Origin of the sequence: Brevibacillus laterosporus LMG 15441, assembly GCF_000219535.2 — a bacterium.
GTDB lineage: Bacteria > Bacillota > Bacilli > Brevibacillales > Brevibacillaceae > Brevibacillus_B > Brevibacillus_B halotolerans.
On the sequence record NZ_CP007806.1, the window covers coordinates 4134877 to 4149780 of the forward strand.

At 42.1% G+C, this 14904-nt stretch carries 14 protein-coding genes; 8 read left to right on the forward strand and 6 right to left on the reverse strand.

What is annotated here, in order from left to right:
- Positions 1-206: 206 nt before the first annotated feature.
- Together BRLA_RS18105 and BRLA_RS18110 are read right to left on the reverse strand one after the other, a co-directional pair.
- Positions 207-1853, reverse strand: a complete 1647-nt coding sequence (locus BRLA_RS18105; RefSeq protein WP_003338790.1) for an esterase/lipase family protein — start codon at positions 1851-1853, stop codon at positions 207-209.
- Positions 1854-2242: 389 nt separating this feature from the next.
- Positions 2243-2842, reverse strand: coding sequence for a phosphatidylglycerophosphatase A family protein (locus tag BRLA_RS18110; RefSeq protein WP_003338788.1), 600 nt, complete (start codon positions 2840-2842; stop codon positions 2243-2245).
- 254 nt (positions 2843-3096) lie between these two features.
- Between BRLA_RS18110 and BRLA_RS18115 the strand changes: the two genes are divergently transcribed.
- The gene (locus tag BRLA_RS18115; RefSeq protein WP_003338787.1) at positions 3097-3825 is read left to right on the forward strand and encodes an alpha/beta hydrolase; all 729 of its coding nucleotides are present in this window, start codon (positions 3097-3099) and stop codon (positions 3823-3825) included.
- A 31-nt stretch (positions 3826-3856) separates the two neighbouring features.
- On the opposite strand, the gene BRLA_RS24370 is transcribed toward BRLA_RS18115, so the two are convergent.
- Positions 3857-4024, reverse strand: a complete 168-nt coding sequence (locus BRLA_RS24370) for a hypothetical protein (RefSeq protein ID WP_003338786.1) — start codon at positions 4022-4024, stop codon at positions 3857-3859.
- A gap of 144 nt (positions 4025-4168) precedes the next feature.
- On the opposite strand from BRLA_RS24370, the gene BRLA_RS18120 reads away from it, so the two are divergent.
- Both BRLA_RS18120 and BRLA_RS18125 read left to right on the forward strand, forming a co-directional pair.
- Positions 4169-4675: a 2'-5' RNA ligase family protein gene (locus BRLA_RS18120; RefSeq protein WP_003338785.1), complete on the forward strand. Its 507-nt coding sequence runs from the start codon at positions 4169-4171 to the stop codon at positions 4673-4675.
- Positions 4676-4819: 144 nt separating this feature from the next.
- On the forward strand, positions 4820-5263 hold the full coding sequence (locus BRLA_RS18125; protein ID WP_041752357.1) for a GNAT family N-acetyltransferase: 444 nt from the start codon (positions 4820-4822) through the stop codon (positions 5261-5263).
- A 76-nt stretch (positions 5264-5339) separates the two neighbouring features.
- On the opposite strand, the gene BRLA_RS18130 is transcribed toward BRLA_RS18125, so the two are convergent.
- Positions 5340-6191 (reverse strand): PHP domain-containing protein, encoded by an 852-nt coding sequence (locus BRLA_RS18130; RefSeq protein WP_003338782.1) that lies wholly within the window; start codon positions 6189-6191, stop codon positions 5340-5342.
- 157 nt (positions 6192-6348) lie between these two features.
- Between BRLA_RS18130 and BRLA_RS18135 the strand changes: the two genes are divergently transcribed.
- The 3 genes from BRLA_RS18135 to BRLA_RS18145 all read left to right on the forward strand — a co-directional run bounded on the left by BRLA_RS18135 (position 6349) and on the right by BRLA_RS18145 (position 11460).
- The gene (locus BRLA_RS18135; protein ID WP_041752361.1) at positions 6349-6714 is read left to right on the forward strand and encodes a hypothetical protein; all 366 of its coding nucleotides are present in this window, start codon (positions 6349-6351) and stop codon (positions 6712-6714) included.
- A gap of 909 nt (positions 6715-7623) precedes the next feature.
- On the forward strand, positions 7624-9000 hold the full coding sequence (locus tag BRLA_RS18140) for a hemolysin family protein (protein ID WP_003338779.1): 1377 nt from the start codon (positions 7624-7626) through the stop codon (positions 8998-9000).
- 60 nt (positions 9001-9060) lie between these two features.
- Positions 9061-11460 (forward strand): UvrD-helicase domain-containing protein, encoded by a 2400-nt coding sequence (locus tag BRLA_RS18145; protein ID WP_003338778.1) that lies wholly within the window; start codon positions 9061-9063, stop codon positions 11458-11460.
- Positions 11461-11574: 114 nt separating this feature from the next.
- On the opposite strand, the gene fabI is transcribed toward BRLA_RS18145, so the two are convergent.
- Together fabI and BRLA_RS18155 are read right to left on the reverse strand one after the other, a co-directional pair.
- Positions 11575-12348, reverse strand: a complete 774-nt coding sequence (fabI, locus tag BRLA_RS18150; RefSeq protein ID WP_003338777.1) for an enoyl-ACP reductase FabI — start codon at positions 12346-12348, stop codon at positions 11575-11577.
- Positions 12349-12441: 93 nt separating this feature from the next.
- Entirely contained in the window at positions 12442-13164 is a 723-nt protein-coding gene (locus BRLA_RS18155; RefSeq protein ID WP_003338776.1) for a ZIP family metal transporter, read from the reverse strand.
- Positions 13165-13479: 315 nt separating this feature from the next.
- On the opposite strand from BRLA_RS18155, the gene BRLA_RS18160 reads away from it, so the two are divergent.
- Positions 13480-14115 (forward strand): hypothetical protein, encoded by a 636-nt coding sequence (locus BRLA_RS18160; protein ID WP_003338775.1) that lies wholly within the window; start codon positions 13480-13482, stop codon positions 14113-14115.
- A 138-nt stretch (positions 14116-14253) separates the two neighbouring features.
- Positions 14254-14829: a GNAT family N-acetyltransferase gene (locus BRLA_RS18165; protein ID WP_003338773.1), complete on the forward strand. Its 576-nt coding sequence runs from the start codon at positions 14254-14256 to the stop codon at positions 14827-14829.
- Positions 14830-14904 lie beyond the last annotated feature (75 nt).

The following is a 14904-nucleotide window of genomic DNA, read 5'->3' on the forward strand; positions in this document are numbered from 1 at the left end:
CAGAAAGAATTCTCTACTCACCCTTTAGCTCATGCCTAGTCGTACTAGTAACACGCCGTATAACTGATTTTCATTTTTGTATAATGAATGATACCACACAATGTAAACGCATACAATAAAGAATTTAATTTTTTAATAATAATATCATAATTGTGCCATTCATCTATTTTTGCAATGTAATATGAAAAATGTATTACAAAATATACCTATAGCTCTTCCTCTGCATCCTCATCTATGACTGCAAAATTATACCAGACCGACCGTGAAAACTCTTCCCCAAATTCATTTACCCCAGTGATTTCTAAGCAAATGTTGTAAACCCCTGGTTCCCGTGGAGCTTTAAAAGTTCCTTGAATCTCATCGTCTTTTTCCTTAATTTTCAGATAATCTTCCGCGGCCAAAAGCTGTCGATTCTTTGTTTCAACCATGCTAACATTAGCAATTGCCTGTTTCTTAATAGTAGCTTCAGGTAATTCAACTCGGATTTCTCCTCGCTCACCTGGTTCATAGATTTTTTTCTCACTTACTACTTCCATTGGTTGGTCACTTTCTACCTGAGCAAACATAAAGTAGGCATCGTTTTTCCCAGACGCAACAAGCTTCCATTTTCCTTTTTCTGGATCATCAATTTTAAATCCATGATGGATCGCACTTGCAAATAGTTCCTGAGTCTCGTCCCCATCCACGTCAGTCTCAGAGTCAAAGTCACTATCTTCTAGTCTCTTTGGCGTATACTCCTTGCCTGATGGGCTAATCAGCTTAACTTTTGTCTTTTCATTCGCTGTCATAACATCTACCATCATCTGACTAACTCCGCTTTCCAGCAAGAAGGTATCCTGCGTTTTTCCTTTAATTTTACCGCCTCTTACAATTGTATTGCTCACGATTGAGGCTGGAGTGTTTTCTTCCTCGTCCAATTGATATTCTCTGTCTAATTCCGGCGCAAAATTGGGTTGTAATTCTTTCGAGCTTTTACGTATATTGGATTCTACCTCTGACCATACGTGTTTAGCATCGGTAATAGCAGTATGAGAGATATTTTTCTTAAAGGTTTTAATTCCATAGGGTAAGCCAAAAGCAGAATCAACGGTAACGGCTCCATCGTCTTCACCTGGTAAAACAGCATGGGCAAACCAATACTTTGTAAATATGCCATCATCCCCTGTACCTGCTGCCATATAGGTTCTGGTTTTGTTGATATCCCTATGATTATCTGTTTGCTTGCGGAAATTAGCCATGTAGGAGGTTTGTAAGGAGTATACGGCATCATCTTTTTTGCCTAAAATCTCGGCGAGCCAGGAGAACCACGAGGAATAGGCTAAGTCTGCCAGCTCAGAGCCTTTATTAGGAGTAGCAAGCTGATGAACCGTATGAACATAAGGGGCCGCACCATAATGAATGAGGGCTGCTTGTGTATCAACGCCGCCTTTAGAATGAGCTACAATTGCGATTTGTTTTACGTTGTAATAATCGGCTACTTTTTTAATCACTTCAGCCAGCTTTTCTCCATTGGTATACATGTTGCCGCCATCACCATCAGCATCTCTTAATTGCACAAAAGCAGTGCGGTACCCCGAGTTGTAGGCTGCTTCATATAAGCCGCCGTCTCGATAAAACTTTTTGTAGGTAGCGTGAAGTCCTTGAACAAATAAAATGACAGGCTTGTCCAGCGAAGCGTTAGGCGGAATAGCTCCCGTATACCAATCACCAAAAGCACCATGGGGATTCTCGTCATGCAGAGTAGGAGCAGGGGCGGCGGCTAAGGCTTTGGTAGAAAACATAGGGATAGGTAGTAGTAAACTAGAAGTTAGAGTAATACAAATTACAGCATGATACAGCTTAGATATGCGCATTAATTTTCACTCCTCATTCATAATATCACCTTAATTTACATATTCTCCCTTTTACGTGCAATTGTCAATTATTTTTTGAATATTTAATCAAAAATTCATGCTCTTTATTTTTTATTCATGTTTTCTCGTATAACCTCTTTTTTCTTTCATAGAAAAAATATTATGTTTACAAGCTTTACGTAAATAAAACATCCTGCTTTACCTTCTAAGAATCATTTTACATCTACCTTTTCCACCTCCATGCTGCCTTCCTTAAAAATAACAAATAAGCCAGCCCTCACAACAAAAAGCACCCTGCCAAAAAAACTGGCTCAGGTGCTTTCTACTTTTATCCTTCATGGGAGAAATTTCATAATCTCTACGCTCTTCAAAAAATAATACGTAATGGCTTATCCAGCCTGATCGGAAGTTGCTTGCTGACCTGCCATTCCAATGTTGATCCGCAATTGATCGGATTCTTCTTCTTGCTTTCTCGCTGCCTCTGTTTCTTCTTCATCGCGCAGGCGGTGCGCCATTCGACTTGATGCGTTAGCGGCTATGCTACACACCATGTCGTCCAGAAAGGTATTTACTTTCCCTTCTGTTTTATTATCCAGTTGTTTAATAATGCCAATTTTTTGTTTATCTAGATGCCCAAACGTTGTTACAGCAATACTGCCATAGCCAAAAACGGAACCAAGTGCCAATGTTTCATCACAACCAAAAAGACCCTCGTCACCTGCGATTATGGATTGCAAAGGTTCAGAAAGCAAACCTTTTTCAGCCAATTTATCCAGTTCGATGCCCACTAAAATGGCGTGTTGGATTTCACGTTTTTCTAAAACAGCCTGAACGCTTTCTATGCAAGCCTCCATGGCCAAAGTAGGGTAATAGGGCGATTGCATCGCGTGTACGATTTCTGCAATAGCCTCAATGGATACTCCTCGTTCTGTCAAGCTGGCTAAAGCTGCATCTCTAACTTGTTTACTGTGTACCCTTTTGATTTTCATACAGCCAACCTCCTTACACACATGAGTGGCAAAATAATGAATACATCTTATATAGTATCACATTCTGTGTGGGTTGCGACTCTCTGCACTGTTCGATCAGACCGTATTGCCCTCATTGGTTACCCGGTTCAAGCAAATCGCTGTTTTTTTGGCTTCATACAGCATGCTTTTCTAAAAGTTTAAGCCCATTTCCCTTTTGCCGTCCCCCTCCCCTATACAGTAAAATACGATTATCTAGCAAAGGAGGTTATCCCATGTCTACTTCTCAGACTCCAAAAGGTAGCTTGTCAGAAGTGACTCTCGCTAGTCAATATCTGGGCACTACGGAAACGCTACTTATTTATACACCACCCTTTTATTCACCGCTGTATTCTTATCCAGTCTTATACGCTCAGGACGGACGGGATTACTTAAGCTTGGGACGCCTGCCAGGTTTGCTTGACCGTATGCTGGATAAAAGGGAGATTCAGAATCTCATCGTTGTGTTTATTCCCGTTGAAAAGGAAAAAAGACGCTCACGCTATCATCCTGATGGCGAGGAATTTGATGCCTATATACGCTTCATGGCAGAAGAAGTAGCGCCGTATATGGATCAGCATTTTGCTACAGAGCCATTAAGTGGTGGACGGACACTGATCGGTGACTCACTAGGTGGTACGGTTTCCTTAGCGGCCGCTATCCGTTATCCTCATACATTTGGTAATGTAGCCTCTCAGTCAGGGGCCCTGTATGAATCCTTTTATAACTTAGCGGCAAATAGCCAGTCCTTTGAGCAATTATCTCTTTATCTGGAGATTGGTACCAAAGAAACGGCTGTCTCTACAAGCTACGGAACGATTGATCTATTTACCCCACACCAACGCTTTGTAGAATTATTGCAACAAAAAAAGGCCACCTTTCACTTAGAAATAAGCGAAGGCGACCATGCATGGGAGCATTGGCAAGCCCATCTGCCCCAGATTATTCGTTATTTTTACTCGTAGCAAAGAAGATAGATAAGCCCAAATGATAGCTCTATTCTCTAGTGGCAGGATCTGTCGGGTCACGTAATTGAGAGCGGGCAGATCCATTGGTTATAACGGTTTTGTCACTTTTAAGAATAACCCAAAGCATCGTAAAGAGCAGTACAAGTAGCATGGTAATTCCTAAAAAAGCATACGTCATCAAAACAGCACTTTTCATATGTATCACCCCCTTTTCCAGTAGGGTTTCCTGAAAAAGGCAAGTATATACAAGACAACTGCAACATTATACACCGAAAGAATTTTCTGTTAAAATAGAGAAAAGGCGTTTAATGGGCATTTTATATGAGGAGGAGGGTTTTCCATGAAATATAGTATCGTACTTTTCCCATCAAAAGAAGTGCAAGAAGTCGCTAACTCATACCGTAAACGGTACGACCCTGCCTATGCCTTGGTTCAGCCATATATCCGGTTAAAAGAGGCATTTGAAGCGGATGATACGCAGATTGCTGCCTTGTCCGCTCAATTGGAAGACATCGCAAAATCAACCTCATCTTTTTCTATTAATTTCCACAGGGCTTCTACGTTCCATCCTACTACCAACGTTATTTTTCTATCCTTTCAGAACAAAGAAGCTGTTGAAAACTTGCATGCCAGCATTATGAGATACTTCGGTGATCATCAGGAAGAGTTTGCCTTCGTCCCTCATCTGACCATAGGACGTGATTTAAGTGAGTCTGAATTAAAGGATGTTGTCGATCAGTTGGGCATGATGAAATTCGATCTTCCTTCTGAAATAACAAATCTACATGTACTAAAAGAAGAAGTTGATGGTAAGTGGTCGATTGTAAGAAGCTTTCCATTAGCCTAACTTGTTATTTTCAAATGAAATTGGATAAACAAGGCCTTGCTCGTTATGGCCTTGTTTGCTTTTATAAACAGATTTGAGATGTTGACATCATCTACTCATCTATAGACAATAGATTATTCTTACTATATTTTGGAGGAAAGTCAGATGTATACCATTCGCCAAGTAACCACAGACAAAGAATTGCAAGATGCATTGCATGTGCGCCGTGTTGTTTTTATAGAAGAACAACAGGTACCAGAGGATCTGGAAATTGATGAGCACGACCAGCTCTCTGATCCAACCATACACGTTATAGCCTACCGAGATATCGAACCGGCAGCTACCGGACGCCTTCGTTCTCCTGAACAAGGAGTGGGAAAAATTGAACGTGTTGCTGTTAAACAAGATACCCGCGGGACAGGCCTGGGTCGTGAACTAATGCTTCACCTGGAAAAAATCGCTGTCCAGCAAGGGAACTCAACGCTCAAGCTTTCGGCTCAGTTACAAGCCCAGCCATTTTATGAGAAATTGGGGTATGAGGGTTACGGTGAAATTTTTGATGACGCCGGCATCGATCATATCATGATGAAGAAACAGTTGAATAGATAGTGAACTATCCAAACAAAAAACACGCGGGACAATCCTCTGTTCTCCTGCGTGTTTTTATTTTCATAGCGGATATGATTTATTTTTGTTGTCGTAACGCTGCTAGTCTTCGCATTTTATCAACAGCATCACTAGATGTGCCATAGGCTCCCAGTGGTGCATGAAATGTCTGATTCCCACGGTATCCATGAAAATCAGAGCCACCCGTCACAATCAATCCATATTCCTCTGCAAATTGTCGATACACTGCCTTATCTTCTTCTGAATTGTCAGGGTGGTTGATCTCGATGCCATCTAGCCCATACACAATTAGCTCTTCTACCAAATCGTTGTTCTGATATAAGCCAGGATGAGCAATAACTGCCACACCACCAACTTTCTTAATCATGTTGATTGCTTCCAATGGTTCGATCCGCTCTACATTTACATAAGCGGCGCCACCTTCTCCCAAATACTTCCGAAATGCATCATCAATGGATGTAGCAAGCCCTTTTATGACCAATTCCTCTGCAATGTGCGGACGACCTATATTTTTATCATCAGAGGTTTTGCGTCGATAGACATCCTCTACCGTAATATCTACTCCAATCTCCTGAAGACGCGCAATCAATTTCAGATTACGCAGATGACGCACATCACGTAGCTGTGCTAATGCTTCATGGAAGGCTGGGTCTTCAAACGGAATAAAATAGCCAAGGATATGAATGTCTTTTCCCTCGTGAGCAGTACTAATTTCAACACCGGGCACCACTTCTACTCCTAGCTCCATCCCTTTTTGAATCGCTTCTGCTATTCCTGCTATTGTATCGTGGTCTGTAATAGCAACGGCGTTAAGGCCTGCCTCTTTCGCGAGCTGAACATTTTCCGCTGGTGTCGTTGTTCCATCAGATGCCAACGTATGGGTATGTAAATCACATGAAATCTCCATCATCAATCACCCCAATTTTAGAAAACTTAAACTTGGTTTTACTTACTTCTATAGATAAAATCCCAAATGGCTCCTAATCTATAGAAAAAGCAGTCTGAAAAAATGAGCGCTTACATATAACTGAAGTTATAACCGGAAAGTAAGCAAGGAGGGAGTCTTCGTGCAACTTGAATGTAACACTCTAGTAGGTATGATCCAGCCATTGTGGTATGTAGAAAAGACGCTTTTAGAGCAAGGTTTTCATCGGAGCAAGAGCCAAGATTCACCCACCTATAACGCAAGGATCTACGATTCATCAACAGGGATGACCTATAATCTCCAGATTCCCACCCGCCATACAGTCCCCAAGGAATGTGAAAACGAGGAAACGATAAAAATTGGTTCCCCCTATTTAAAATTGAAGACGGCCTTACGAACATCCCAAGAAGATCTCTTGATTCCCCGGGCAATAAAGGCGGCAGCGGAACATAAATTAGCTGAAATCGCCGATTATTTAAGCAAACCTCATCAACAAACTGGTAAATAAGGCATTCAACCAGCTCTTTTATCATAACATAAACGAATTTCACTCTACATAGGCGGGGTGATTTTTAGCACATTTCACATCTATTTTAGCAAGCAAATATGTATCCATTTTGAAGTAATATACCAAATTGATTTCCTACGAAAGAATACTCAAGCCTTCCCTGTGGATAAAAGACCCGTCCAGTCTCCAGAAAGTCATACGAAGTACCTAGGTAGACTTATTTTGTATGGTAATCTTCCTTTTCACAAATCTGTAGGTAACCTCTTTCATTTCTTACACAGTTCAGGTATGCAATTGACCCTATCTGTAGGTAAATAGATTCTAACCGTTCGTTTTCGAATAATAGCTCCTTTATAAAGCTGAAGTCGACAATATTAAATGAGGGCATTGCTGCCAATCATGCTTGCCCCAAATTGAGCTGCATGTGAATATGTTTGTATAATGCCATACAAGGGCTGCGACAATTCGTCCAACCCTTTCTTTGCTTTTTTACCATAGTATATCCAAGACTACATCAGTCAGTCCTGATCTGTTCCCTGCTATCATGGTGCCAATGCTAATACACTCTACAGGCATTTAGGGTGTTTGCTCACCATAGCTGGAGCATTTGCTTTCCATGCATAAAAATGGGGCAGAATGAATGAATACATGCATGATTTCCAGAAAAAAGGAGCCACAGCGATGCTTGCAGCTTTTTCCTGCCAAGATTAGAGATATCTGGTTTTGACTATCCAATTCACCTGCTGGTATACTAATGTGTAAACAATTTATATAAACTTTCTATTTTCCTTGGCATTTAAATATGTCATCTTTTGTCCAAACGTTCATAATCTACAACATCATATATAAATTCAACGAAAGATGGAGGTGAGTTCTCCCTTTCTACAAGCTAGAAGGTGGAGAAACCATTTGGACAGTATACCGATAGATCCGTCGAACCTACTGTTAATAGCAGGCCAAGTATTTGTAGCTATCCTGTTGGTTCTTTTAAACGGATTTTTCGTTGCAGCCGAGTTTTCCTTGGTAAAAGTGCGTCAAACGCGCTTAACCCAATTGGTTAACGAAGGTAGCAAAAGCGCCGTTTACGCGCAAAAGGTAACACAACAACTAGACGCTTATTTATCCGCTTGCCAATTGGGGATTACACTCGCATCCTTGGCACTTGGCTGGGTCGGGGAACCAGTGATTGGCAATCTGATTGTCAAACCACTCCTTGGTCACTGGATTGCGTCTGAGGCTCTTTTACACTCTATTTCCATTGCGATTGCATTCGGTATTATTACCTTTTTGCACATCGTTCTTGGAGAATTGGCACCAAAGTCGGTCGCCATCCAAAAAGCGGAATCAACCTCACTACTGGTGGCTGCTCCGCTCATGTTCTTCTACAAAATCAGTTATCCAATCATTTGGGTACTGAATGGTGCAGCAACTTTTTTATTGCGCCGTTTGGGCATTCAGCCAGTTTCTGAAAATGAGACGGCCCATACAGAAGAAGAAATTCGTTTGTTGGTAAATGAAAGTCACAAAAGCGGTCACATTGATGTCGAAGAAATGGAGCTTGTGGATAATGTTTTTGATTTCTCCGAACGTCTTGCACGTGAAATCATGATTCCACGAATTGACATGATCTGCTTATATGATGACAATACCTTTGAGGAAAACCTGCAAATGATTCGTGATCAACGTCATACGCGTTTTCCTGTCGCTCATAACGACAAAGACAGAATCATTGGTTTTGTGCATACTTCAGACTTCTATCTAGCAGCTCTCACAGAAGGAAAAGCTAATTTGCATGACTTTTTGCGTCCTATCTTAACGGTACCAGAGTCCATGGAAGTGAGCCACGTTCTGCGACTGATGCAAAAGCGCCGTTCACAGATCGCGATCGTCATTGATGAATATGGTGGTACTGCCGGATTCATTACCATGGAAGATATCCTAGAAGAGATCGTAGGCGAAATTCAGGATGAATTTGATGCATTTGAGCGTCCTGAAATCGAAACCAAAGCGGAAAATATTTTATCGGTATCTGGTAAAACATTGCTCACCGACTTGAATGATATCTTGCCGATCGAGCTGGTTTCCGATGATGTGGATACAATTGCAGGTTGGGTATACAGCCAATTAAGTGAAGAAGTGACGGCTGGAAAGTCTGTTCTCTATAATAACTTTAAGTTTACGATTACAGAATTCGATAACCACCGAATAAATAGAATTGCCATTGAACAGCTTGAAGTAGAGCCAGCACAAGAAGATTCGTCTGGCGATATCCTATTGCAAGCCTGATAACTGGAATGTCCCTCTATCATTGAGGGACATTTCCGTTTGTATAGGAGTGAATCTATATTGAATATTGCCAAGTACAATGATGAGTTGCTTTTGTTACGCAAAGACAACTATGCAAAAATTCCCACTTGGCGCATGTATGCGAAGCAAGGGGAACTCTCATGCCCTGTTTGTGGACAACCTGTTCAGATCGTTGCTGGCATAAGCCGTAAGCCATTTTTTACTCATGTACATACTGCTCCCTGTTCACTAGACGAACTGGATAGCTACTTACAACAAGCGTTGGTCACGACAGAATTAGCATCTGCGAGCAGCAATAGTACAGCTAAAGCAAAACAGTCTACATCAGCATCAGGTCTGGAATCTGTACAAGCCTCTGCTAATCATGATCAATCCAATGATTCAATAGTCGGTGGTTTTCGCTTACCTAAAGGACGCAGCATTACACCTCCAGCAACGGCTGTGACACAGGCACCCACTACACCTGTTAAAAGCTTCCGTACCCTGATTGCACCAAAACAACGCACGCAGGTATTGGAAGAACATTATCATTCAGATCTACATCCCGCACAAGAGCAGGCTGTTACTTGTACCGAGGGGCCCTTATTAATTCTCGCAGGTGCTGGCAGTGGCAAAACTCGTGTTATGACTGCCCGTACTGCCCATTTAATTACAAAGCTGAATATTGACCCACGCTCTATCATGGTGGTCACCTTTACTACCAAAGCAGCCGGAGAAATTAAACATCGTTTAATGAAATCTTTGCCTTCCCATCAGGCATCAGCTTTGATTGCAGGTACCTTCCATAGCTTATTTTACCGAATGCTATTATTTCATCAGCCTGAACGCTGGGACCAGCAACGTTTGTTAAAGCAAGAATGGCAAAAGCGTAAATTTTTACGTGAAACTGGCGCTATTGCACAGATGGAGAATCCGATAGTCAAGGAGTCGGATTTTGAGGCAGTCTTGAGTATCATAAGCCGTTGGAAAAATGAATATATCACCACTTCCGATGCCCAGCTATTGTTAGCGGACAGTCCGGAAGAAAAGCAAGCACAGGAACTATACCCTCTCTACGAAAAGCTAAAAAAACAGCACGGTTGGTTTGACTTTGATGATATGCTAATTGGCTGTTATGAAATGCTAAAAGACGATCCGCATATCTTGTCGTTGTATCAGGGGCGCATCCGATACATTATGATTGATGAGTTCCAAGATATTAACCGCGTTCAATATGAAACAGTAAAGTTACTGGCTGCTCCTGAAAACAATCTCTGCGTAATTGGAGACGATGATCAGTCTATTTATGGCTTTCGGGGCAGTGATCCACGCTATATTCTTGGTTTTACCGCTGACTATCCTAATGCAAAGACCATTTCATTAGAAGTAAACTATCGTTCTCGCTCTTCTATCGTGGGTCTTGGCTACTCCCTGATCGGGAACAATCGTACTCGCTGGAAAAAGGAACTAAAGTCATTTCACAGAGAAGAAGGCTCTTGCTACCTCTTCCAGCCAGCGGATGAAGAGGAACAAGCATCCCGGATCGTGGATGAAATTAAGCTGCGCATAGAAAATGGAGCTGAGCCTCACCAATTTGCGCTGTTGTTTCGTACCTACGAGTCTACACGCCCTTTACTAGAACGTCTGAGCGAGGCAGATATTCCATTCTCCTTTACACGAGAGGATGAGCCTTTCTATAACAAACAAGTGGTTCGCTGGGCACTCGGTTACCTGCGACTGGTGGTAGATCGTGAAAATGAATCGGCGCTGCGAGAAATATTGCCTACGCTTTATCTATCACCAACCGTTTGGAACGATATTCGAAGTCAATCGATCTTAAATAATTGTTCGCAGTTAACCGTGCTTCCCGAATTAACCCATCTAAAAACCTTTCAACGGGCGCAAATGCGTAAAGTAATAGATACGTTACATAGCTTATATAACGCTACTCCCGTTCATGCACTTGAAACGATTTATGAGGACCTTAAGCTACGTGATTACGTAAAAAAGCGTGATAAAGATCGTCCAGAACGGGATCAGGAACGCTCCACAGATGAATTGCGTCAGTTATTGGTGTCAGCGAAACGTCATACTAGCATTCAAGATTTCCTCATTTATATTGATGAGATGATAAAAAAGGAAGCTGAATGGCGCAAGCAGCCACAAAACAATCACAATGCCGTACAGATGTTAAGTATTCATCGAGCAAAGGGCTTAGAATTCGATACTGTCTTCTTAGTGGATGTGGTAGAAGGGGCAATCCCTCATGATTTTGCTATGGATCAAGCACGCCAAGGGAACAAGGACGCTATTGAGGAAGAGCGTCGCCTCATGTACGTAGCTGTTACACGTGCAAGACATGATTTATTTATTGGTGTACCTACTGAGAGATTCGGTCGTAAAACACGTATGTCCCGCTTTGTTTCGGAGATGGGGCGAGGAAAAAAAGAACCAGAATAGAACCATGTACGATAAAGAAAACCCCCTATGCTTGCCGGCATAAGGTTTTGTTCTAAGCGCAGAACTGAACTTTATTTTCACGGCAATCCGTAGGGGGTTCTTTAGTAGTCTAGCTTAACGACCGATGATATTGTAGCCAGCGTCAACATGTAGTACTTCACCAGTAATACCACGAGACATATGGCTCATTAAGAATAAAGCAGTGTCGCCTACATCTGTTTGATCAATCGTACGACGTAAAGGAGCCTTTTCTTCAATTTCTTTGATGATCGCATTAAAGCCGCTAATCCCTTTTGCAGCTAATGTACGGATTGGACCAGCAGAGATCGCATTTACGCGAATGTTATCTTTGCCAAGATCACTTGCCAAATAACGTACACTCATATCGAGAGCCGCTTTAGCTACACCCATCACGTTGTAATTGGAGATTACACGCTCACCGCCAAGATATGTCAACGTAACAATACTACCGCCCTCTGTCATTAACGGACGAGCTTCGCGAGCTACCGCTACCAGAGAATACGCACTGATGTCATGTGCTAACGCAAATCCGTCACGGGAGGTATCAACGAATTCACCGCTTAGATCTTCCCCTTTAGCAAATGCGATACAGTGAGCGATGCCATGCAATACTCCTACTTTTTCTTTAATAGATTGGAATAATGCTGCTACCTCTTCATCCTTGGTCACATCGCAGTTGTACAATAGCTGCTCAGGCTGATCCAACGTTGCAGCCAAATCCTCTACATTCTTTTTCAATCGCTCTCCCTGATATGTGAAAATCAGGTTCGCTCCCGCTTTCGACAAGGACTGGGCAATTCCCCACGCGATACTGCGATGATTCGCTACACCCATAACCAAAATATTTTTACCTTGCAATAAATTCATATGTAAAAACCCCTTTCTTTCCCAACATACTCCAAACATTATAACTTATATTAGCTTGTTCTACGAGTTCTCGCTAGTAGTTTGATTCGTCATTTAGTGAGGATGTGTATGAAAAAAAAGTGAAAAAACCATGTAAAGTAGCATAGATACACAAAAATAAAGGCTTAATTTAGGATAATTTCGGTTTTGTATTAGAGGGACTAGGTGACTCGCTGCTACATATAAAAATACCCCAGCTGACAAAGCTAGTCCTGCACTCGTCCATGCTTCGGAAATCCAATGTCCGGCCAGACGCAAGGTCATAGCTCCAAGAATGGTAGCCCCACATAAACCAAGTCCCCCAAGCAAGGCCATTCCACGTTTACCTGTAGCTGCTAGCAATAGTGAGGATACTGTAATTCCATCAGGCAATCGGTGCAGGATAAGCGCTATGAGTAATGGAAAAGCAAGACCTGCATCCTTATCCAATCCTGCTGCGATCGAAAAACCTTCAAAAAAGGCATGCATAAAAAATCCAAAGCTTATGCCGATCAGGTTATTCGTATGTGGCCTTCCTTGGTCGTGTCGAATGCTTTCTAGTAGGAATAGTAGCATAAAGCCTACCAATACCAGTGGCAGAAATTGATGTGCATCTTCTACCATTGCATGTGGCAGAAGATCCAAAACGGTTAAACTAAGTAAAATGCCGCCTCCTAGGCTAATCATCACAAATAATGCCTGCTCGGACCACTGTTTGCGAAAACAGATGGTAAAACTGCCAAGCAAACTAGCAGCGCAAACCAGTAACAACAGAATTGATATTGGAGGATGCCACATTATTTCATGCCCTGCCTTCCTTATCCACAATCGGACAAACTGTTGATCTGATTCATTTTACGCTTACTGATAGATAGTTATGCTCCTCTGTTCTTGTCAAAGCTAGACATCCATCCCTATACTTGTCCAAATTCGCCGAAAGATCACTAGTTTTTAGAACCTTTGTCGATTGCCTTTTTCCGGGAAAAATAGGTGCTATAATACCTGTAGAAAATGGAACCAACACCTATTCAGCACGTCTTTGTCCTGTTGTATTTTGGCTGGTCACAAATGTCTAAAATCTGCTTTGAGGAATTACGATTGGAGAGTGATCACATGAAGCAAATGCTGCATACTTGGATGGCTTCTAAAGAAGTAGCGGAAAAGTTAGACCTGCATGTTCGCACCTTGCGTAATTGGCTAGACTTATTCGTACCGACAAGCCAACGACAAAAAAATCCACAGGGACATTATTTAATTAGCACAGATGGTTTCACGCTGCTGCAAGAAGCAAAAAAACGCAAAGATTCCGGGAACAGCTCCCTAAAAGAGATTCAGCGGGACATGCTGGAGGAAGGCATCCTTCCTGTTGAAATCTTAGATAATGAAGTAGCAGCAAACGGGGAGACACAGGTTAGCGGATCGAAAGCATTACCTAGTCAGCCTCTTACAAATGCCCTTCGAGAGGTTGAAATAACCGTACAAGATACACTTCTTCAATTCCAAAAAGAAATAAGTCAACTATCCACGCTGCCACAGCTGCAGGCTTCTATATTAGAAAAAATCGCTGAAATTGAAGAGAAACAAGAGGCTCTTCGTTTGGAAATGCGCCGTGTGACGTTTGAAATGGATCTCATGCATCAGCGCCTGACACGTCGTAAGCAACGCTCCAACCGCTATGAAAGCAGATGGTCACTTAATCCTTTTCGCTGGTTTACCCGCAGTAACAACCATAGTGTCATTTCAGAGTAGAGACCCTTGTCTTTATTCAGGTCCGGCATAAGCCGGTATTTTTTTTGACTTTGCTCTATTAGCTCTCTATCTTATAATGATAAAAGATTATCACTTTTGCAAAAATATTTTTCCGAATGCTGGATAGGAGGAACAAACATGTATGTACAAATAAAAAATCCTGCCCTCCAAAATATGATTCTTCGCGATCTTCAACCAGAGGATATCCCCCTCATCTGGCACTATAACTATGCGGCTATTGACCGGGAGTTTCAAAATTGGAATGGGCCTTATCAGCCTGTTGACTATGTACCTGTAGAGGAATACGAAAAACGGTATCATGAGGATTTACTCCTAGTAAACACAACTATTCCCCGCAGGAATCTAGTGATTGAAATCAATGGAGAGCTAAAAGGTACGGTAGGTCGTTACTGGGTAGACAAAGCGACTAATTGGTGCGAGATAGGCATTGTCATTTATGATTCATCTTATTGGTCTGGCGGTTACGGAACCGTTGCTTTTCAATCGTGGATTGATTATTTGTTTACCGAAATGGATGTGGTTCGTCTCGGAATCTCGACATGGTCAGGCAACGAACGGATGATGCGTCTAGCCCAAAAATGCGGGATGCAAGAGGAAGGGCGAATACGACAAGCAAGAATCGTCCGTGGTGCATATTATGATTCTATCAAAATGGGGATGTTACGCAGTGAATGGCAGGCTCGGACCCCCTAGACAACACTCCCTTTTTCAAAAAATAGAAGAGCCACGGAGCATGACTGCTCCTGTGGCTACTTTTTACGATCCGGC